Origin of the sequence: Streptomyces sp. NPDC059679 (genome assembly GCF_042734105.1) — a bacterium.
Taxonomy (GTDB): Bacteria; Actinomycetota; Actinomycetes; order Streptomycetales; family Streptomycetaceae; genus Streptomyces.
In genome coordinates, this window is record NZ_JBHWES010000035.1 from 52,397 (window position 1) to 71,736 (window position 19,340).

Below are 19,340 nucleotides of genomic sequence, written 5' to 3' on the forward strand. Positions count from 1 at the left end.
AGATCCGATCGCTGCCCCCTTCACGATCAATCTAAGTGGTGAGTCGACCGCGGCCGAATCCACGGCCCACGGTGCACGGGCCGGGATCCGCGTCCGCCGGGACCGGTCCCGGGCGCGGGGGCGCACGATGCGGTCGCCCGCCATGTGGGGCTCGCACGTTTCGCGAGAGGAAGAGACCAGGAGATGGCTGACCCGACGTACGCCGCCGTGCCGGAGCCCGCGCCACCCGGGGGCGGGGCATACGACCCGCTGACCGGCGCCCTCGGCAACGCGTCCCTGCTCGGCGTCGGCTACCTGCTGCTGGGGCGGCGCGGGCTCGCCGTCGCCGCCGCGGTGGTGACCGTCGTCCTCGTCTCCGTCCTGGTCTCGGTCGCCCGGCCGTGGTGCGAGATCGTGGTGGTCGTCTGGTGGGTGGCCGGCATCGCGCACGGGTGGTTCCTGGCGCGGGGCCGCGGCGGGCCTGGTGTGCGGGTCGGCCCGGCCGTACGTACGCGGCGTCTGGTGGCGCTCGGCGTCACGGCTCCGGTGCTGCTGGCCGCGGGGTTCCTGCGGTTCGACGCCTCCAGGATCGAGCGGAGCGTGACCGAGGCCCGGGAACGCGGCGACTGCGCGGGGGTGTTGGCCGCGCAGGGCGAGGTGTGGATCGGCCACCGTATAGCCGACGCGCCGCCGGCCGCCCGCGGCGACAAGACCGTCAAGGCGTGCCATCAGCTACGGGCCGCCAAGGCGGACCTGACCACCGGGCTGACCGGGGACACCGGCGCCCTGAAGACGGGCTTCGACACGCTCTCCTCGGTCCTCGCGCAGCCCGGCAACGGGAAGACGGTCGACGCGGTCCTGGACGGGTTCCTCGGCGGTCTGCCCACCGAGAACCCCTGCCGCACCGTCACGGTCACCGACTGGCTCCGCCATCGCCGGCCCACCCACAACGCGCTTGACCGGTCCGCGGACACCGCGAAGCGGACCGCGCCCGCGGCGCTGGTCGGATGCGGTGACGACCTCATGGCGGGCAAGGACTGGAAGAAGGCGCGCGACCGCTATCGGCAACTCCTCGACCAGTACCCGGGCGACGGACTCGCGGCCAAGGCCCGCGGCGGGGTCAGGCGGGCCACGCTGACCATCGAACTGGGACACGTCCGCGACCTGCTCGACGGGTCGACGGACACACAACCCGCCTACTGCTCCCGACCGGCCAAGTACAGCGGCGCCGCCCCCTACGGCAAGGGAACCAACCGCGCGCTGTTCTACGGGAACGATGCGTACACGAACAAGCTCCCGGGCGAGTGGCGGACCACCGACGCCGCCCACGCGGTGCTGGTGGTCTGCGCGGACGACGAGGACTACGGGACGTCCGTCCGGACGTGTCCGTACGAGAACAAGTCCTTCCCCAACTTCCCCACGGATGTGACATTCCACAAGATCGCGATTCCGGTGAAGGTCTACGAGCTGCGGACCGGAAAGCTCGTGGCCGACCGCTCGGTGGAGATCGGCGGAACGAGCTGTCCCAGGAAGCTCTCGTACACCACCTACGGGCCCACCGACCTCGGCCCGCCGTCGAAGGTGTACGTCAAGGCGTCCAAGGCCGATGTGCGCGCCGGCTTCCGGTCGCTGATCCACCGGTGACCGGGCCCTTCACCGGTCCCTTCACCGGGCCGGGGAGCCGCCCGCGCCCGGATCACCCGCTCTGACCAGCCCCGTCTCGTACGCGAGCACGACGGCCTGGGCGCGGTCGCGGAGGGCCAGCTTGGCGAAGATCCGGGCCACATGGGACTTCACCGTGGCCTCGCTCAGGGTCAGCTCGGCGGCCAGCTCCGCGTTGGACAGGCCACGGCCAAGCAAGCCAAGGACCTCCAGCTCACGGGGTGTGAGGGCCGCGAGGTCGGCGTGCTGGGCGGGGACGGGGGCGGACGGTGAGGCGAAGCGCTCCACCAGCCGCCGGGTGATGGACGGGGCCAGCAGGGCATCGCCCGTGTCCACCAGCCGTACGGCCGCCGCCAGGTGTTCCGGGGTGACGTCCTTGAGCAGAAACCCGCTGGCCCCGACGGACAGCGCCGTATACACATAGTGGTCCAGGTCGAAAGTGGTCAGCATCAGCACCCGGCAGTCCGGGGTCTGGCGCAGGATGCGGCGGGTGGCCTCCAGGCCGTCCATGGTCGGCATACGGATGTCCATCAGCACCACGTCCGGCCGCAGTTCGCGCGCCGCCGCCACCGCTTCCGCGCCGTCGGCCGCCTCGCCCACCACCTCGATGCCGCGCGCGGTGAGGATCAGCCGGAAGCCGGTCCTGATCAGTGTCTGGTCGTCGGCGATGAGCACGCGCGGAGCCCGCTCGCGCCCGGGCGCCGCCGCCGTCATGGCCGGTCCAGGGGGATACGCGCCCGGACCCGGTAGCCGCCGCCGAGGCGGCGCCGGGCGTCCAGGTCTCCGCCGTACACCGCGACCCGTTCCCGCAGGCCCAGCAGTCCGCGGCCGGTGCCCTCCCGCTGCCGCGGTGTCGGCTGTGCCGGCGCACCGCCGGTCAGCACGCTGGGGCCGGTGTTGAGCACCTCCACGCGCAGCGCGTGGTCGGCGTAGCGCACGGTCACCTCGGCCTTGCCGGCGCCGTCGCCGTGTCTGAGCGCGTTGGTCAGCGCCTCCTGGATGATGCGGTAGGCGGTCACATCGACCCCCTGGGGCAGCGGGCGCGGTTCGCCCGAGACGCGCACCTCGACGGGCAGCCCGGCGAAGGAGATCCGGTCGACGAGCGGGCCAAGCCGGTCAAGGCCCGGCTGCGGTGTCAGCTCCGCCGCGCCGCCGCCGGCCGTGCCCGGCCCCTGGTCGGTGTCCTCGCCGCTCGGCGACGGCGCCAACAGCCCCAGCAGATGCCGCAGATCGGTCATCGCGCCACGCCCCGCGTCCTCGACGGCCCGCAGGGCCGCCGTGGCCTCGTCCGGCATGGTGCCCAGCACCTCGCGGGCGGCCCCGGCCTGGACCACCATGAGGCTGACGTTATGGCTGACGATGTCGTGCAACTCCCGGGCGATACGGTCCCGCTCGGCCTCGATCGCGGCGCGCGCGGCGCTCTCCCGCTCCCGCTCCAGCAGCCAGCCGCGCTCTCCCACGGCCGTCTGCCACCGGCGCCGCGTACGCACCAGCGCCACCGCCAGCCACAGGGCGGCGACCGACACCACCCCTACTGCCGCCACCAGCGCCTTTGTCTCCCACTCCCACACGGGGCCACTGTGGCAGACCGCCCCGGGATCCGCATCAGCCTGCGGATGCAGGCCCTGCATCCCGGGGATGAGACGGGCGCGAAGGTGCCATCCGGGGAGGGATGTTCGGGCCGGGCTCCCCGGTTAGCGTCCTGTGCATGTTCACTGAGCACAGCAGCGCAGAGGTCGTCGTACGGCTCGACGGCGTACGCAAGGAATACGGGGAGACGACGGCGCTGGACGGCGTGTCCCTGGAGATCCGGGCCGGGGAGGCGGTCGCGGTGATGGGGCCGTCGGGGTGCGGAAAGTCCACCCTGCTCAACATGATCGCCGGTTTGGACCGTCCGACGGACGGCACGGTCACCGTGCACGGCGAGAACGTGGGGGAGCTGAGCGAGAAGGGTCTCGCCCTGTACCGGCGGCGCCGCATCGGCATGGTCTTCCAGTTCTTCAACCTCGTCGACGACCTGTCGGCGCTCGACAACGTCGCCCTGGCCGCGCAGCTGACCGGCACCCCCGCCCGGCAGGCCCGCCGGCGCGCGCTGGAACTCTTCGAGGAGCTGGGCATCGAGGACCGCGCCCGGGCCTACCCCGCGGTGCTCAGCGGCGGCGAGCGGCAGCGGGTCGCGGTGGCCCGGGCGCTGATGAACCGCCCCGCCCTGCTGTTGGCCGACGAGCCGACCGGCGCCCTGGACAGCCGGTCCGGCGAGCAGGTGATGGATCTGCTGCTGGACCTCAACCAGATCGGCCAGACGCTGATCATGGTGACGCACGACGAGCACCTGGCGCGGCGCTGCGCCAGCCGGCTGGTCCTCCTCGCCGACGGCCGGGTGACCGGCGAACACACCCTGGAGGCCTCCGCATGAGGGCCGTGTGGCGGGCGGCGCGTGCGGCCGTACGGCGGCGTAGGCTCCAGACGATCGTCATCCTGCTGGTCACGCTGGTCTCCACCGGGGCGATGGTGATCGCGCTCGGCCTGGTCGACTCGGCATCGGCCCCCTTCGAGAAGACCTTCGCCAGGCAGCGCGGCCCGCATATGGCCGCCGCGTTCGATCCCGCGAAGGTCTCGGAGGCACAGCTGGCGCGGGCGGCGCGGCGGTCCGGAGTCGAGGCCGCCGCCGGCCCGTTCGCCCAGGCGACGGTCGACATGCCGAGGGGTCCGGAGAGCTACGGCCTCGGCGGCCAGGTCACCGTCGTGGGCCGCCCCGGGCCGGGGGGCCCGGTGGACCGGGTGGACCTCTGGGCGGGCCACTGGCCCACCCGGCCGGGCGAGGTCGTCCTGAACCGGCAGTCGGACTGGACCGCACGCGACCTGGGCAAGCGGATCCGGGTGCCCTCGGGGCCGACGCTCACCATCGTCGGGTTCGGCTTCGAACTCAGCCACACGGCGGACGCCTGGGTCGCGCCCGCCCAGATCGAGGCCCTGCACCCGACCACCACGCAGATGCTCTTCCGCTTCACGGACGCGTCGTCGGACGCCCGGCTGCGCGCCCAACTGGCCACGGTGACCGAAGGGCTGCCGAAGAACGCCCTGACCGCTTCCGAGTCGTACCTCGCCCTCAAGCACCGGACAGGCGCCCCGGCCCGGTCCTACGCGAGCTATCTGCTGGCCTTCGGCGTCCTCGGTGTCGTGGTGGCGGTGCTCATCGTCGCCAACGTGGTCAGTGGCGCCGTGATCTCCGGCTTCCGGCACATCGGGATCCTCAAGGCCCTGGGCTTCACCCCGGGCCAGGTGGTCGCCGTCTACCTCGCCATGGTCTCCGTCCCCGCCGTCATCGGCTGCGCACTCGGCACCGTCGTCGGCAACCTGGTGTCACGTCCGTTGTTCCAGTTCGTGTTCATGGGGCCCGACTCGGGGGTGTTCAACCACAACGTGGGCATCGCGCCCTGGGTGAACGCGCTCGCCCTGATCGGCATGCCTGTCGTCTGCGCCCTCGCCGCCCTCGCCCCGGCGGTGCGCGCGCACCGGCTCTCCGCGGCGCGGGCGATCAGCGCGGGCAGTGCCCCGCGCGCCGGACGGGCGCTCGGCGTCCAGCGCCGGCTGGCGGGCAGCAGGCTGCCGCGGTCGCTGAGCCTGGGGGTGGGCCTGCCCTTCGCCCGTCCCGGCCGCAGCGCCCTCACGCTCGCCGCCGTGCTCCTCGGGGTGACCACGGTGACCTTCGCGACCGGCCTGGCCACGATGATGACCCGGTTCGGGGAGGCGGGGCAGGGCTCCTACGACGTCACGGTGTACGCGAGCAGTTCCAAGCACGGCAAGGAGACCCAGCCCGAGCACGGCGACCGGGAACTCCAGTCCCTGCTGCGTTCGCTGCCGGGCGCGAGTGAGGTCACCGCCAGGGCGGACATCGAGGTCCGCATGGGCGGCGCCGCGCAGAACCTCATGCTGGAGGCCCGCCGGGGCGACCTGCTCCGGCTGGACAGCGTGCTCACCGAGGGCCGGTGGACGCGGGGGGCGGGTGAGATCGTGGCTGGTTCCGCCTTCCTGCGCCAGCACGGCATGCGGATCGGCGATCACCTCACCCTGGAGAAGAGCGACCACAGGGAGGCGGTGACCGTCGTGGGCGAGTACATGGAGAGCGACGGCCGGCTGGTCGTGGGCGACTGGGCGACGATCACGGCCCTGTCCCCCCAGGAGAAACCCATTGCGTACCACGTCAAACTCCGCGACGGAGCGGACCCGTACGCTTATGCGCGCGCCGCCAGGGCCGCGGACTCCGGGACCACCCCCACACCGAACGGCCCGAACACCGGCGAGCAGACCATCGTCGGCTCTGCGACGGCGCTCACCCTGATGCTGGTCGTGGTCGCCTCGCTCGGCGTCTTCAACACGGTCGTCCTCAACACCCACGACCGCCGCCGCGACCTGGGCATGCTCAAGTCCATCGGCATGACGCCACGACAGGTGACGGCGATGATGGTGACGTCGATGGGAGTGCTGGGCGCGCTCGGCTCGCTGCTCGGCGTCCCGTTGGGCATCGCGGTTTACGACCTGGTGGAGCCGCGGATGGCGGACGCGGTGGACATCGCCCTGCCCTCGTACATGACCGACGTCTGGCACCTCCCGACCCTGGCCGGCCTGGCCCTGGCGGGGCTGGTGATCGGGGTGCTGGGCGCCCTGATCCCGGCGCGGCGCGCGGCGCGGCTGACGATCGCGGAGGTGCTGCACAACGAGTAGCGCCCCGCCATACGGAACGCGGCGGCCCTCGTCCGGATCGGAACCGGGCGAGGGCCGCCGCTGCGCGTGAGTGTTCCGGGGCCGTTAGTCGGCGCCGAACTCCATCGCGGCGCGGTCGAGCAGCTGGTCGTCGCTGGAGACCTGGCCGTCGGAGGAGGCGATCGCCTCGGACGCGCCCTTCGGCATCGCGCCGATCAGCCCGGTCGAGGCCGCCTGCGCGGCGCCGATCAGCGCCGGGTGGGAGTTGCCCACCATCCCGAGCCCCGCGTACTGCTCGAGCTTGGCGCGGGAGTCCGCGATGTCGAGGTTGCGCATGGTCAGCTGGCCGATCCGGTCCACAGGACCGAAGGCGGAGTCCTCGGTCCGCTCCATGGAGAGCTTGTCCGGGTGGTAGCTGAACGCCGGCCCGGAGGTGTCCAGGATGGAGTAGTCCTCACCGCGCCGCAGCCGCAGGGTCACCTCGCCGGTGATCGCCGCGCCGACCCAGCGCTGCAGCGACTCGCGCACCATCAGCGCCTGCGGGTCCAGCCAGCGGCCCTCGTACATCAGCCTGCCGAGCCGCCGGCCCTCGGTGTGGTAGGTGGCGACGGTGTCCTCGTTGTGGATCGCGTTGACCAGCCGCTCGTACGCCGCGTGCAGCAGCGCCATGCCCGGCGCCTCGTAGATGCCGCGGCTCTTGGCCTCGATGACGCGGTTCTCGATCTGGTCGGACATGCCCAGGCCGTGCCGGCCGCCGATGGCGTTGGCCTCCAGCACCAGATCGACGGCGGAGGCGAACTCCTTGCCGTTGATCGTCACCGGCCGGCCCTGCTCGAAGCCGATCGTGACGTCCTCGGCCGCTATGTCGATGGTCGGGTCCCAGAACCGCACGCCCATGATCGGCTCGACGAGCTCGATGCCGGTGTCAAGGTGCTCGAGCGCCTTGGCCTCGTGCGTCGCGCCCCAGATGTTCGCGTCGGTGGAGTAGGCCTTCTCCGTGCTGTCCCGGTAGGGCAGGCCGTGGGCGACCAGCCACTCCGACATCTCCTTGCGGCCGCCGAGCTCGCTGACGAAGTCGGCGTCCAGCCACGGCTTGTAGATCCGCAGGGAGGGGTTGGCCAGCAGACCGTAGCGGTAGAACCGCTCGATGTCGTTGCCCTTGAAGGTGGAGCCGTCGCCCCAGATCTGGACATCGTCCTCGAGCATCGCGCGCACCAGCAGGGTGCCGGTGACGGCCCGCCCGAGCGGGGTGGTGTTGAAGTAGCTGCGGCCACCGGACCGGATGTGGAACGCCCCGCAGGCGAGGGCCGCGAGACCCTCCTCCACGAGGGCCGCCCGGCAGTCGACCAGCCGGGCGACCTCCGCGCCGTAGGCCGTGGCGCGGCCGGGCACCGACGCGATGTCGGGCTCGTCGTACTGGCCGATGTCAGCGGTGTAGGTGCAGGGCACCGCACCCTTGTCGCGCATCCACGCGACGGCTACCGAGGTGTCGAGGCCACCGGAGAAGGCGATCCCGACGCGCTCGCCGACAGGCAGGGAGGTGAGAACTTTGGACACGGCAGAAGTATGCATGACCCCGCATGATCATGCAAGCGCCGATTTACGACCCGCCCCGGGCCGCCTCCGCGACCGCGACGGCCCACGCCCCGGCCGCACGGCTGCCCGGGGCCGGCACCAGCAGGCCGAGGCGCTGGGGCCGGTCGGCGCCTGTTGTCCGGCCGCCGCGGCGCACCCGGACGCGGCGTACGACGAGCTCGTCGCCCTGACCGGCAGGCCACCCGCGCTCGATACGCGCGTGGCGCACGCCCTGGCGGAGATCATGCACCCCGGCGACGGCGCCCCTCGGGGCGCCGTCGCCGCCGAGGTGGGCCTGTCGGCCCCGCGGCTGCGCGCACTGGTCCGCGAGGCCGTGGGGACATCGCTGGCCGTACTGCGGCAGTGGGCACGGCCGCGGGACGCGGTCGCCGCCCTGCCCGGCGCCTCGCCGGCCGCGGCGTATGCGGGCTTCGCCGACCAGGCGCATCTGACCCGGACGTCGCGGAAGCTGATCGGACGGACACCGGGTTCGCTGCCGTCGGCGCGCCGGGCCACCGGTTTCGGCAGCGGGCCGTGAGGCCGCGACCAGGCGGGTCAGCGTGCGCACGGTGCGCCGGTCGTACGGCTGGAGGTGTCCGGCCGGTACGCCCCGCAGGCCACCACCGCTTCCGGTTGCTGCGCCACTTGTCGCAGCAGGACCAGGGTCTTGTCCCGGGGTGGCGCGTTGCTGCCCTGGTCGTAGGAGACGTATCCGGTGGCTCCGTCGAAGGTGACACCGGCGCCGAGGGCGATGAGGACGGACTCCCGCTCGACGTCCGGGTCGCGCAGCCGGGCCTGGTCGATCGCCTGCGACAGCATGTGGACGGCGTCGTAGGACACCGCGGAGTGTCCGTCCTGCCGCCAGGGGTCGTCTCCCTCCGTGGTGGCCCGGACGAAGTGGTCGTATTCCTTGGCGAACTGCCGGCTCCTGGCGCTGGTGCGCGGGTCGGTGAGCGGCATGCGGTGGGCCGAGTAGTACAGCCGCAGCCAGCTCTTGTCACTGAGCTCGCCGGTCATCGCCACATTGGTCAGGTCGTTGCCGCCGAGGACCGTGATGTCGTGGTCGACGCAGGTGCCCCGGAGGTCCATGGCGTTGATGAAGGCGGTGAAATCGCGCGCCCGCGCCGACCAGTACACGACCGAGTCCGGATCCGTCCGCAGCGCCCGGCACAGTTGGTTGGCGAGTTCGACGGCGCTGTGCACGCTGGTCGAACCTGCCGGGGCGAACCGGAAGTCGCCGTCCTGGTCGAAGTTGAACACCGAGGTGGGGCCCGGGAATTCGGCGCGGAACTTGTCCGCGAGGCTCTTGCTGTAGAGGTCCGCCGAGCTTTCGATCACCAGCGCCCGTTTCGCCGGGGAGCAGATGTTCTGCTTCTCGCCGCGTGCCGCCACGATGTTCTGCTGGCCGGCGAAGTCGGCCTCGATGCGCGCCTCGGTGGAGTTGGACGGGGCGGAGGGCCAGTAGTTCAGGCTCGCCGGGCCGTCCAGCATCTCGTCGGCGGTGGCAGTGGTCCCGACCGCGGGGATTCCGGCCGCGCCGAGCACCCGGAGCGCGGCCTTGGTCGTGTCCCGGCTCTGCGCGTACCCGAGAACGCCGACGACCTTCTTATAGTCCCTTTTACGGTCCTTGCGCCCCGCCGCGTCCTCGTGGCGGGTTTCGTCGACGAGCCTCCGGGCCGCCTGTTCGGCCTCCTGGAAGTTCTCACCCGTGGTGCGCACCTCCACGCGCAGCGGCACCAGCGAGTCGTCCGAGACCGCCTCGTCGTTCAGCCTTCGCTGCCACAGGGCGATACCGCGCAGCTCCGGGATCGTCCCGTCGAACAGGGCGTCCGTCTCGTCCCGCGGTCTGCTGGACCCGAAGGCCACCACGGTCCGTACGGTCCGCCCCTGGCCGGCGAACCGCTCGGCGCGCCTGTTCTCGGTGTCGATCGCCCTGCGCGCCGCGTCGTACCAGGCCTTCGGGGTCATGCGGACCGGTGTGGCGCGGGCGGACTCGGCGACGGACCGGCTGCCGCCGACGCAGGAGCGATCCTCGGGGTCCGGCAGTGCGCGGCTCACGATCAGGACCGTGCCGACCAGTGCCAGCGCCACGAAAACCGCCACGATGGACGTGGTGGTCCGCCAGCTCAGCCGGAAGGTCCTGGGCGCCACCGGACCCACGGGCAGCCCCGGGCCCGCGAGCGCGGCCTCGCTGAAGGTCACGAGGACCGGCGGGCCGTCCTTGTGGCCCAGCTGGAGCCCGGCCTGGGTGAAGTTGCTCTCCGGCGGGTCGCCGAGCTCGGCGAGGAGCGCCGGGGACGGCTGCCCGACGGCGATGACCAGCGGCCCCGGCTGCGCCGCGGTGTCCCGCATCCGGTGCAGCGCGCGCAGGAAGCGCTCGGCGCCACGGGCGCCCTGTGCCCCGGTCGGCTCCAACTCCACCAGGAGCACCGGCCGCGCGGTGCGGCGCCGCCGCCTGGGCAGGACACCGCCGACGGGCGGGGTGCGCAGATCCTCCAGCAGGGCCCGCACCAGCAGCTCCTCCAGTTCCTGGAGGGCTTCGTCGTGGCGGGGATTGGTCCTCAGCCGCACCGCCTGGACGGCGGCCACCTGGTCCAGCACCGCGAACAGCGTCCGGCCGCCCGCGGCCACCGGCAGGTCCGCCAGCCAGGCGCGCATCACCTTCGCCGATGTCCACCAGGACCACAGTCTGCGCGGGAGTCTCCGGGCGACCGACAGCCAGCCGACGCGCAGCAGCCACCCCCGGATGGTGTCCGCCGGGGGGTCGCTCGCCGGGAGCCTCCCCAGCAGGCCGCGGTGTTCGGCCTGTTGCTGATCGCAGACGTGTTCCCGCAGCTCCCTGGCGCGCGGTCCGGGCCAGCGCGCCGGATGTTCCCTGAGGTAGGTCACCAGGTCCCGGACCACCTGGAAGTGCGGGAAGCGGTCCGGCACCATGTGCGGGGGGACCTGAAGACAGGCGCCCGCGCGCTCGGAGAGCAGTTCGGTGTCCGGGCCGGCGGTCAGATGTGCGTACGGCACAAGCCTGCCGCTGTCGTCGATCGACCGGCGCAGCGCCTCCAGCACCCGGTGCACGGCGGCCTCGCACTGGGCCGCATCGCCCGGGACCCGCAGGATGAAAAGTGGCGGCTTCGTCGCCAGGTTCTTTCGGTTCGCCGGAGCCACCGCGGTCAGGAACTCACGTACGAAGACTTCGGCTCTGGAATCGTCCGGGAACCCGTCGAATCCACCGTGAGGTAAGGGCATAAGCGGACACCCCCGTTGCGGTTCATCACGAATTATGAGCCTATAGGGGCTCGGGCGGGACCGGTCCCGGAGTAATTGCTCACATTGGCGACTTTCCCGTCAAGGGCGAACACGCCGATATCGTCCGCCAGTTGAGCACCGACGGATTCAGCAGGGTCCGGGTCGACGGCCGGGTCCACGCGCTCGCCGCTTCACAAAGCCCTCCACGCTCGTCGGTTGCCGGCCGAGGATCGTGCTGACATCGTCCGTGGCGCGGTCGTAGCGGTTCTCGGCGTGGAGCCGCGCCATCGTGGAGAGGTGATTGAGCACATGCTCGGGGAGGCCCTGGGTGGCCAGCTCCTGCTGAAGCCACTGGTCATGGGGCACATCGACGTATGTGATCTTTCGCCCGAGCGCGGCGGAGAACTCCGCGGCCATGGCCGTCATATCGCGGGAGGCGCCGCCGGTGAGGTGATACGTGTTCCCGAGGTGCGGAGCCGGATCCATCAGGACCGTCGCGACGACCTCCGCCACGTCCCGGGCGGCGATGGGCGAGGTCTTCCCGGAGCCGAACGGCAGCCGGATCGTGTCGCTCTTCTTGATCGAGGCGTACGCGAAGATCTGGAAGAGCGGGTTCTCCATGAACACGGTGGGCCGGATATGGGTCACCGGCAGGCCCGACCAGTTGAGGACCTGTTCGACCAGCCAGTGCTGATGCTGCTGGGCCGATTCCGATGTGCTCGTGGCGCTCATCTGGGCCACGGTCATCTGTGACATGTTGACGAACACGTCCAGGTGTCCGCGGTCGCGCGCGATGGCCGCGGTGTTGATCGCGGCCTCCAGATACTGCGCGGAAACGCCCATGCCGAAATAGACCCGCCGGCAGTCCGCCATGGCTCGGCCCACGTCCCCGGGGTTCGTGAGATCGCCGACGAAGACGTCCGCGCCCGTGGCGCGCAGCGCTCGCGCTCGCTCGTCCGCTCGGCGGACAAAAGCGCGCACGGGGAGTTCTTTCGCGCGGAGAAGTTCCACCACGGTGCGGCCGACGGCTCCGACACTGCCTGCGGCCCCGGTCACGAGAATCGGACGTGTCTCAGGCATCGAGAGTCCTCCCGTTCCCCAGCATTCTCGCTGGCCGACGCGCTCGGCGCGAGTCGGCCCCATGCGCCCTCGCCCCGGCCGGGACGCATGGACAGGGGCGGTTCCGGCCGGGGCGTGGTGACGGGAGTGTGCTGGGGTGCGGGGCTGGTCGTTCGTCAGAGGTTGACCGACACGTACTCCTTGCCCTTGTCGTTCTCCACCACGACCTTGGTGATCTGGTCGGCCGGTACGGCCGCCGAGCCGTCGAGGTCGGCCCCCTTCTTCTCGCCCGAGACGAGCCAGCTTCCGGCCACTTCGCGGCTGCCGTCGTCGGACACCACCACCAAGCGGCAGCGCTCACCCGCCGGGATGCCATTGACCGAGGCGTTGATCCGGACCCAGTCGGCCGCCGGGGTCACCCGTACCGTCATCCGGCTGCCCGTCTCGGCGCTGGTCACCGAGGCCACCTTCGTACCGGCCGGGGGAGTGGCCGGAGCCGAGGTCGAGGTCGGCGGGCGCTCCGCGATCTCCGTCGGCCGCCCGCCGGTGTGCCGGCCGATCAGCACACCGCCGCCCAGTACGGCCGCCGCCGCGACCGTCGCGACGGCGGCCAGGACGACCCGCTGTCCGCGCTCCATGCCCGCGCGGTCGCCGCGGGCCTGCCGCAGGGTGCGCTGCAGCAGCAGATCCCCGCCGTCCGGCGGACCGTCGAGAAATGCCTCGGGGGGCACCTCACCCAGCGCGGACTCCATCTCCCGCAGCCCGTCCAGTTCGTCGCGGCATCTCCGGCACGACGCCACATGTTCGTCGATGGCCCGCACCTCCCGCTCATCCAGCGCGCCGAGAACGTAGGCGCCGAGCAGTTCGCTGTTGTCATGCTGCTGAATGCTCATACCGCCACCCCCTTCAGCGCGACGAGCTTCGCCGTCGTCGGTTTGTCCCTGTACATTTCACGCAGTGCCTTCAAGGCATAGTGTGATCGCGACTTCACGGTTCCGGGTGGAATCCCGAGACTTTCCGCCGCTTCGGCGACGCTTCTTCCCTGGAAATAAATTTCTCTCAGCACGTCCCGGTGGTCCGGGGAAAGCTGATCGAGCGCTTCCATCACGAGCATCGAATTCACCACGGCGTCCGCATGGTCCTGCGCCACGGGCGTGGTGGCCGCGGACTCGGCGACCTCGGTCGGGCGTGCCGCCTTGGCCCGGTACCGGTCGGTGACGATGTTGCGGGCAACGGTGAGCAGCCAGCCGCGCACCGAGCCCTTGCCGTTGACCAGCGCGTCCGGGTGCTTCCAGGCCCGGATCAGCGTCTCCTGGACCACGTCCTCCGCGGCGCTGTGGTCGCCGGTCAACCGCTGCGCATAGGCGAGCAGCGCCCTGCCGTGTTCCTCGTAGAGAGCCCGGATCAGTGCCTCGTCACTCGTTCTCTGTTGCTTCTTGCGAGTGCGGGACCATAGTGCCGCCGCCATCCACCCACTCCCGTCCTCTCCTGCACTGACGCGCTGAACACGGATCCCGTACGGCCCCGGTTCAATGTGGCCTGTGTCACGCGGACCGGCAGTGACGGCCGTCGTTGATACAGCGCACCACCGCCGCCATCCGGCGGTCCGTCATCACATTGATGACGAGAGCGTGGTCGGTCCTCGGATCGCGCCCTTGCTCCGGGAAGGAGTCCACGGCGTAGCGGGTGCCGTGGGTGAGGTCGTACGCGACGGTGATCCGCAGCTGCGGCACCGGGAAGGTGGCCTGCGGGCAGACGCCGTTGACGGCGGGGAACACCACATGGGCGCGGTGGTCGGGGCTGTCGGTGGCAAGTCCGTTCCAGCAGCTGGGGAGGTCGAAGGTACGGGTGGGCCCGCTGCCTTGGGGACACCTCGTGTACGCCGTCGTGAACCGCCCGGGGTGGCCGGAACAGCCCCACTGGGCCCGTATCCGCGCATCGCCGCCCGCGGTCGCCGCGACCGCGTCCCCCGTGACCAGCCGCAGGAACCGGGGCATGGCGACCACCTTGCTCACCGGGTTGCCGCGGAACTCCACCCGGACCGACGACGGTTTTACGATGGCGCCGGTGTTGCCGTCCGCCCCTCCGCCCACGGCGTGGGCATCGGCGCCGTCGCGATCCAGCCGCCGGATCACCGGCCAGTAGTACGTCGAGCGGTCGCCGCCCGCACAGGTGGTTCCGGCCCGGGCCAGGCTCTCGTTGGTCGACAGGGCGTCGGTCGACACATTGCCCACGTAGTCGTGGGTGTGGTGAGCGCCGCCCACCACGCCCGGGGCCACGACGACATTGTCGGCGTTGTGGTGCCCGTTCTCGTTGCGCCCGCAGTCCTCTGTGAAGGATCCCGTCGAGGCGTCCGGCCCGGCCGCCGGGACGACGGCCGGAGAAACGGCTGTGATCTCGACATAGCGGTCGGCCGAGGGCCCCGTACGGTCCGGAGCCGCACGGCTGGCGGCGAAGACCACTCCCACGGCGACGATCACGGACAGACAGAGCGTCACGGTGAGAACCACCGGCACCGGCCGGGACCTTGGACGGAGGTGTCGAAGCCACACGGGAGCAGGGTCCCAGCACCTGCCCGGCCCCATCAAGGCCGGGGCCGAGCCGGAACGGTGCTGTCAGGGCCGCAGGAGCCTGACAGCAAGGAAGCACGGAGCCTGGTGGAGCTTGTCGTAGGCCGTTTCGTCGAGTTCTCGCAGGACAGGCGTCGGACGAGGCTCGATGAGTCTTTCGAGCGTGAATCCGGCGGTGCCAGTCAGCCGTCGGGTGGGTCGTCGACACCAGCAGCCATCCGCCCGGACGCAGGACGCGTCGTAGCTCGCCGAGGAGACGCGGCCGGTCGGCGATATGGTGGAGCGTCAATGCGCACACGACTCCGTCGAACGACGCGTCGTCGATGAAGTCCAACGGCTTCTAGACCTGAGCGTCACGCCGGGGGTCGGGTGAGTTTGGCGGCCACGGCGTCGAGGATCCAGTCCAGGCCGGTCGCGAAGGATGCCTCGGCGTCCACGTCCGTGCCGTCGTACACGGCCTTGGCCAGCGTCGGGAAGCGGCCCGTGGCCAGCATGCTCGTCATATGCGGGCCGGAGGCGCGCTGCCAGTCGCGCCTGGACAGGCCCGTGGCGCGCTCGGCCCGCAGGTCCGCGATCTCGCGCCTGATCGCGCCGGTGAAGTAGGCGCTGACAGTCCCCACGGCGCGCATGACGGTGTCGATGTCGGCGAGGCCGTCGAGGGCTGCCAGCGTGGCCTCGGCCACGGCTAGACCGTTCGGGCCCATGGCCGGGCGGCCGCCGAGCAGGTCGGCCAGCCATTGGTGGCGGAGAGCGGCCTGCCTGGTGCGGTGGGCGAGGACACGCAGCGCCTCCCGCCAGTCACCGGGCTGCTCCTCGGGGAGGATCTCGGCGTAGACCTCGTCCACCATGAGGTCGAACAGCTCCTCCTTGGTGGAGATGTATCCGTACAGCCGCATCGGGCCGGCGTTCAGCCGGGCGGCGACCTTGCGCAACGACGCCGCCTCCAGCCCGCCCTCGTCGGCCAGCGCGATGGCGGCGGCGACGATCCGCTCCCGGTCGAGCGGCACGGGGCGAGTCGGCGGCTCCGGCCGGTCCCACACAGTCATGGACACATCGTACTGTTGCGATGCACCGTCCCGGGCCAATACGGTGTATCGATATGAGACATCGAATCGCCGTGGTCGGGAGCGGCCCTGCCGGCCTTGCCTTCGCCCGCGTTCTGCACCGCCATGATTACCCCGTCACCGTCCTCGAACGCGATCCCGCCCCCGACGCCCGCCCCCCGGGCGGCACGCTTGACCTGCACGAAGGGCTGGGCCAGCGCGCGCTGGACAAGGCGGGGCTGCTGGCGGAATTCCAGGCGCTGTCTCGTCCCGAGGGGCAGGCCATGCGCATCCTGGACGCGGACGGGACGGTCCTGCGCGACTGGCGACCCCGTCCAGATGAGCGGGCCAATCCCGAGATCGACCGCGGGCAACTCCGTGACCTTCTGCTCGGCCCTCTCGACGTCCAGTGGGGGCGGGGCGTGACGCGGGTGGTGCCGGGGACCCGGGATGGCGTACTGGTCCATTTCGCGGACGGGCGACAGGAGACGTTCGACCTCGTGGTCGGCGCGGACGGCGCCTGGTCCCGGGTCCGCCCGGCAGTCTCGTCGGTGACGCCGCACTACACCGGCGTCACCTCGGTCGAGACCTCCCTGGACGACGTCGACACCCGCCACCCCGACCTCGCCCGGTTGATCGGCGACGGTTCCGTGGCTGTGTACGGAGTGAACCGAGCTGTCGTCGCCCAGCGCAACAGCGGCGGCCACGTCAAGGTGTACGCCCAGTTCCGCGCGCCGCTGGACTGGCACACGAACCTGGACCTGGCCGACGTCGAGGCCGTGCGATCGAGCCTGCTGGCTCTGTTCGACGGCTGGGCCGCTCCCGTCCTCGACCTCCTCCGCCGCGGCACCGCTTTCGCCCACCGCCCCCTCTACGTCCTGCCCGTGTCCCTCACCTGGACCCACGTCTCCGGGGTGACGCTGCTGGGCGACGCCGCCCATCTGATGCCCCCGTTGGGGGCGGGCGCGAACCTCGCGATGCTGGAAGGCGCCGAACTCGCCGAGTCCATCGCCACCGGCCCTGGAGATCTGGACGACGCCGTCCGCGCCTTCGAGGAACGGATGTGGGCACGGGCCGGCAGGTGGGCGGAGATGACGACGGCCGGTCTGGAGCGCCTTGTGAGCCCGGACCCCGCCGAAGCCCTCGCCCTCTTCGACGAAGTCCAGCCATCCTGACTGCCGAGCGCGAGAGCCGACCGTCTGCACGCTGACGGGCCGGGGCCGCGCGGCCCCAGCCCGTCAGATCCGTCCGTGTGTCCGCAACCCCCGGTCAGCGCCGGTGGACCGGGGCGATGGACTCCAGGGTCGGCACCACCGGCTTGATCGTTTCGTCGGCCGCGAACTCCATGCGGTCGATGGTGGTCTCGCGGTGTGTGCCGTCGCCACCCGCCTTCCCGGGGCCGTTGACGGCGAACCGGTGGTAGGCGATGTACCAGTCGTCCGTACCGGGGACGTTCACCACCGAGTGGTGGCCCGTGCCCTTGATCCCGTACTCGGCGCGCTTGGAGAGGATCGTGCCCCGCTTGGTCCACGGGCCGAGCGGTGTCGTACCGGTGGCGTAGGCGACGTGGTAGTCCTCGCTGCGGGTGTCGTCCTCGGACCACATGAGGTAGTACGTGCCCTTGCGCTTGACGACGAAGGAGCCCTCCCGGAAGTTGTCCGGGGTGAACTTCCGCACCTTCGAGGCGTCGAAGGACGTCATATCGGCGTTCAGCGGCACCCCGTACGCCTGGCCGTTGCCCCAGTACAGATACGCCTGGCCGTCATCGTCCGTGAACACCGCGGGGTCGATCATCTGGCCCGCGAACTGACCCTTGGCCACCAGCGGTTTGCCCAGCGCGTCCGTGAAGGGGCCGCCGGGGGAGTCGGCCACCGCGACGCCGATCTGTTGTTCGGCGCAGAAGTAGAAGTAGTACTTGCCGTCCCGCTCGGCCACCGCGGGCGCCCACGCGTTGTTGTCCGCCCAGCTCACATCGGGGCCGAGATCCAGGATCACCCCGTGGTTCTCCCAGTGGACCAGGTCCTTCGACGAGTACGCCGTGAACTTGGTGCCGCTCCAGCTACGGAAGCCGTCGGTCGTCGGGTAGATCCAGTAGCGGCCGTCGAAGTACTGGATGTCCGGGTCGGCGTTGAGCCCGGGCAGCACCGGGCTGCGCATCGGCACGGCCTCGACGGTCCAGGTGCGGGTCATCCCGTCGGCGGTCTTCAGCGTGTACGTCCGGGCCTTGCGGAAGTCGCGCCGGGTGCCGGAGGCCGGGCTGAGGGTGGCGCCGGCCGGGAGCGCGAAGCGGGGCGCGAGACGGCTGAGATCGGCCTTCGGGTCCATCGGCAGCACGACTTTGTTGCTCGCCTCGGTGACGATCGCGTACCCGTTCTGGCCCTTGGCTGTGACGTCGGCGAGCGAGCCGGCGGACGCCGGGTAGGCGCTCAGCAGCCGGTCGTACTCCTCCTGCGTCACCGGGAGCACGGTGCCGTGCCGGGGGCTGGCGGGCAGTTGGTAGTTCTCGGACGGCGTCCACTTGCCCGAGCCGAGGTCGGTGGTCTCGAACGGGATGTAGCCGCGGCCGCCGAACTCGTCGATGAACAGATACCACTTGTCCTCGGTGTTCGACTTGAAGATCGTCGGCCCCTCGCCGCGGTCGATCGCGCCCTTGCCGATGCAGTCGGCGACGAAGTCGTACGAGGTGTCCGTCAGTGAGGTGGACTTCTCGGCCGTGATGAACTTCGAGCACGGCGTACCGGAGGACGGGTCGCGCTCGTCCTTGGTGAACCGGTAGTACGTGCCTTTGTCCTTGATGACGGTGGAGTCGATGACCGAGTAGCCGGGGTCGTTCCACACCTTGGGCGCGCTGAAGCTGCGGAAGTCCTTGGTCGTCGCGTACAGCATCTTGTTGTACGTGTTGCCGGTGTGGTTCGGGTCGTCGTCGGCGTAGAGCTTCGAGGCCCAGAAGACCACGTACTCGCCGAGATCCTCGTCGTAGTACGCCTCGGGCGCCCAGGTGTTGCCGGCCGTGTCGGGCGAGACCTTGACGAGGCGCTGGTCGGTCCAGTGGACCAGGTCGGTCGACTCCCACACCATGATCGACTTGCTGCCGGTGCGCTGCACCTGGTCCCAGGTGCCGCTGGAGTTCTGATACATCCGCAGATCGGTGGCGATCAGATAGAACTTGTCGCCCTTGGGGGAGCGGATGACGAACGGGTCGCGCAGCCCCTTCTCGCCGAGGCTGGAGGTGAGGACGGGCTTGCCGGCGTTCAGTTCGCGCCAGTGCAGCGGGTCGTTGCCGCGGCTGAGGGCCATCCGTATCTGTTCGCCGTCGGCGGTGCCCTCACCGGTGAAGTAGGTGAAGAGATAGCCGGCGTACTTGGGTCTTGGCTGCGCATCCGATGGCGCTTCGCGGTTCCGTGCGGGACTGGGCGATGCGGCCAGGAGGCTCACCACCATCGTGAACAGGACGAGCAGCGGCAGGAGGAAGGTTCGGGCTGTGCGGGACGCCATGAAACATCCT

General features: G+C 71.0%; 15 protein-coding genes and 1 pseudogene. 5 read left to right on the forward strand and 11 right to left on the reverse strand.

Going from position 1 to position 19,340, the window contains the following annotated elements; genetic code table 11:
• Nucleotides 1-183 precede the first annotated feature (183 nt).
• On the forward strand, nucleotides 184-1,623 hold the full coding sequence (locus ACFV2X_RS31575; protein WP_385622997.1) for a tol-pal system YbgF family protein: 1,440 nt from the start codon (nucleotides 184-186) through the stop codon (nucleotides 1,621-1,623).
• 21 nt (nucleotides 1,624-1,644) lie between these two features.
• Here the strand turns inward: ACFV2X_RS31575 and ACFV2X_RS31580 are convergent, their stop codons facing one another.
• Both ACFV2X_RS31580 and ACFV2X_RS31585 read right to left on the reverse strand, forming a co-directional pair.
• Nucleotides 1,645-2,355 carry a response regulator gene (locus ACFV2X_RS31580; RefSeq protein WP_385622999.1) on the reverse strand — a complete coding sequence of 237 codons (711 nt, stop codon included), beginning with the start codon at nucleotides 2,353-2,355 and terminating at the stop codon, nucleotides 1,645-1,647.
• On the reverse strand, nucleotides 2,352-3,212 hold the full coding sequence (locus ACFV2X_RS31585) for a sensor histidine kinase (RefSeq protein ID WP_385623001.1): 861 nt from the start codon (nucleotides 3,210-3,212) through the stop codon (nucleotides 2,352-2,354). The genes ACFV2X_RS31580 and ACFV2X_RS31585 overlap by 4 nt, the downstream gene beginning before the upstream one ends.
• Nucleotides 3,213-3,349: 137 nt before the next feature.
• Here ACFV2X_RS31585 and ACFV2X_RS31590 point away from each other — a divergent pair, with 137 nt between their 5' ends.
• Together ACFV2X_RS31590 and ACFV2X_RS31595 are read left to right on the forward strand one after the other, a co-directional pair.
• Nucleotides 3,350-4,057, forward strand: a complete 708-nt coding sequence (locus tag ACFV2X_RS31590) for an ABC transporter ATP-binding protein (protein WP_385623004.1) — start codon at nucleotides 3,350-3,352, stop codon at nucleotides 4,055-4,057.
• Entirely contained in the window at nucleotides 4,054-6,366 is a 2,313-nt protein-coding gene (locus tag ACFV2X_RS31595) for an FtsX-like permease family protein (protein WP_385623007.1), read from the forward strand. Before ACFV2X_RS31590 ends, ACFV2X_RS31595 begins: the two co-directional genes overlap by 4 nt.
• 84 nt (nucleotides 6,367-6,450) lie before the next feature.
• On the opposite strand, the gene argG is transcribed toward ACFV2X_RS31595, so the two are convergent.
• Nucleotides 6,451-7,902: an argininosuccinate synthase gene (gene argG, locus ACFV2X_RS31600; protein WP_385623009.1), complete on the reverse strand. Its 1,452-nt coding sequence runs from the start codon at nucleotides 7,900-7,902 to the stop codon at nucleotides 6,451-6,453.
• 13 nt (nucleotides 7,903-7,915) lie between these two features.
• Here argG and ACFV2X_RS31605 point away from each other — a divergent pair, with 13 nt between their 5' ends.
• A complete protein-coding gene (locus ACFV2X_RS31605; RefSeq protein ID WP_385623012.1) occupies nucleotides 7,916-8,458 on the forward strand; it encodes a helix-turn-helix domain-containing protein in 543 nt (180 codons plus the stop codon).
• Between the two features lie 17 nt (nucleotides 8,459-8,475).
• On the opposite strand, the gene ACFV2X_RS31610 is transcribed toward ACFV2X_RS31605, so the two are convergent.
• From ACFV2X_RS31610 to ACFV2X_RS31640, 7 genes and pseudogenes are all read right to left on the reverse strand, one after another.
• Nucleotides 8,476-11,163 (reverse strand): ABC transporter substrate-binding protein, encoded by a 2,688-nt coding sequence (locus ACFV2X_RS31610; protein WP_385623015.1) that lies wholly within the window; start codon nucleotides 11,161-11,163, stop codon nucleotides 8,476-8,478.
• A gap of 147 nt (nucleotides 11,164-11,310) precedes the next feature.
• A complete protein-coding gene (locus ACFV2X_RS31615; protein WP_385623017.1) occupies nucleotides 11,311-12,243 on the reverse strand; it encodes an NAD(P)H-binding protein in 933 nt (310 codons plus the stop codon).
• A 155-nt stretch (nucleotides 12,244-12,398) separates the two neighbouring features.
• Nucleotides 12,399-13,115 (reverse strand): zf-HC2 domain-containing protein, encoded by a 717-nt coding sequence (locus ACFV2X_RS31620; protein ID WP_385623020.1) that lies wholly within the window; start codon nucleotides 13,113-13,115, stop codon nucleotides 12,399-12,401.
• Nucleotides 13,112-13,690, reverse strand: a complete 579-nt coding sequence (locus ACFV2X_RS31625) for a sigma-70 family RNA polymerase sigma factor (RefSeq protein WP_385623023.1) — start codon at nucleotides 13,688-13,690, stop codon at nucleotides 13,112-13,114. Before ACFV2X_RS31625 ends, ACFV2X_RS31620 begins: the two co-directional genes overlap by 4 nt.
• A 76-nt stretch (nucleotides 13,691-13,766) precedes the next feature.
• Nucleotides 13,767-14,738: a DUF1996 domain-containing protein gene (locus ACFV2X_RS31630; protein ID WP_385623026.1), complete on the reverse strand. Its 972-nt coding sequence runs from the start codon at nucleotides 14,736-14,738 to the stop codon at nucleotides 13,767-13,769.
• Between the two features lie 232 nt (nucleotides 14,739-14,970).
• Nucleotides 14,971-15,126 (reverse strand): annotated as a pseudogene (locus tag ACFV2X_RS31635) (class I SAM-dependent methyltransferase); the annotation flags it as partial.
• A 19-nt stretch (nucleotides 15,127-15,145) separates the two neighbouring features.
• A complete protein-coding gene (locus tag ACFV2X_RS31640; protein ID WP_385623029.1) occupies nucleotides 15,146-15,838 on the reverse strand; it encodes a TetR/AcrR family transcriptional regulator in 693 nt (230 codons plus the stop codon).
• 53 nt (nucleotides 15,839-15,891) lie between these two features.
• Between ACFV2X_RS31640 and ACFV2X_RS31645 the strand changes: the two genes are divergently transcribed.
• Nucleotides 15,892-17,010: an FAD-dependent oxidoreductase gene (locus tag ACFV2X_RS31645; protein WP_385623032.1), complete on the forward strand. Its 1,119-nt coding sequence runs from the start codon at nucleotides 15,892-15,894 to the stop codon at nucleotides 17,008-17,010.
• A gap of 94 nt (nucleotides 17,011-17,104) precedes the next feature.
• Here ACFV2X_RS31645 and ACFV2X_RS31650 read toward each other — a convergent pair whose 3' ends face one another.
• The gene (locus ACFV2X_RS31650) at nucleotides 17,105-19,330 is read right to left on the reverse strand and encodes a family 43 glycosylhydrolase (protein WP_385623035.1); all 2,226 of its coding nucleotides are present in this window, start codon (nucleotides 19,328-19,330) and stop codon (nucleotides 17,105-17,107) included.
• Nucleotides 19,331-19,340: the final 10 nt, after the last annotated feature.

Excerpts from the sequence above, each read along its gene's own strand:
- ACFV2X_RS31625 (WP_385623023.1), bottom strand. The coding sequence starts at position 13,690 with ATGGCGGCGGCACTATGGTCCCGCACTCGCAAGAAGCAACAGAGAACG.
- ACFV2X_RS31610 (WP_385623015.1), bottom strand. The coding sequence starts at position 11,163 with ATGCCCTTACCTCACGGTGGATTCGACGGGTTCCCGGACGATTCCAGA.
- ACFV2X_RS31615 (WP_385623017.1), bottom strand. The coding sequence starts at position 12,243 with ATGCCTGAGACACGTCCGATTCTCGTGACCGGGGCCGCAGGCAGTGTC.
- ACFV2X_RS31620 (WP_385623020.1), bottom strand. The coding sequence starts at position 13,115 with ATGAGCATTCAGCAGCATGACAACAGCGAACTGCTCGGCGCCTACGTT.
- ACFV2X_RS31605 (WP_385623012.1), top strand. The coding sequence starts at position 7,916 with ATGACCCCGCATGATCATGCAAGCGCCGATTTACGACCCGCCCCGGGC.
- ACFV2X_RS31595 (WP_385623007.1), top strand. The coding sequence starts at position 4,054 with ATGAGGGCCGTGTGGCGGGCGGCGCGTGCGGCCGTACGGCGGCGTAGG.
- ACFV2X_RS31640 (WP_385623029.1), bottom strand. The coding sequence starts at position 15,838 with ATGACTGTGTGGGACCGGCCGGAGCCGCCGACTCGCCCCGTGCCGCTC.
- ACFV2X_RS31645 (WP_385623032.1), top strand. The coding sequence starts at position 15,892 with ATGAGACATCGAATCGCCGTGGTCGGGAGCGGCCCTGCCGGCCTTGCC.
- ACFV2X_RS31580 (WP_385622999.1), bottom strand. The coding sequence starts at position 2,355 with ATGACGGCGGCGGCGCCCGGGCGCGAGCGGGCTCCGCGCGTGCTCATC.
- ACFV2X_RS31650 (WP_385623035.1), bottom strand. The coding sequence starts at position 19,330 with ATGGCGTCCCGCACAGCCCGAACCTTCCTCCTGCCGCTGCTCGTCCTG.
- ACFV2X_RS31575 (WP_385622997.1), top strand. The coding sequence starts at position 184 with ATGGCTGACCCGACGTACGCCGCCGTGCCGGAGCCCGCGCCACCCGGG.
- ACFV2X_RS31590 (WP_385623004.1), top strand. The coding sequence starts at position 3,350 with ATGTTCACTGAGCACAGCAGCGCAGAGGTCGTCGTACGGCTCGACGGC.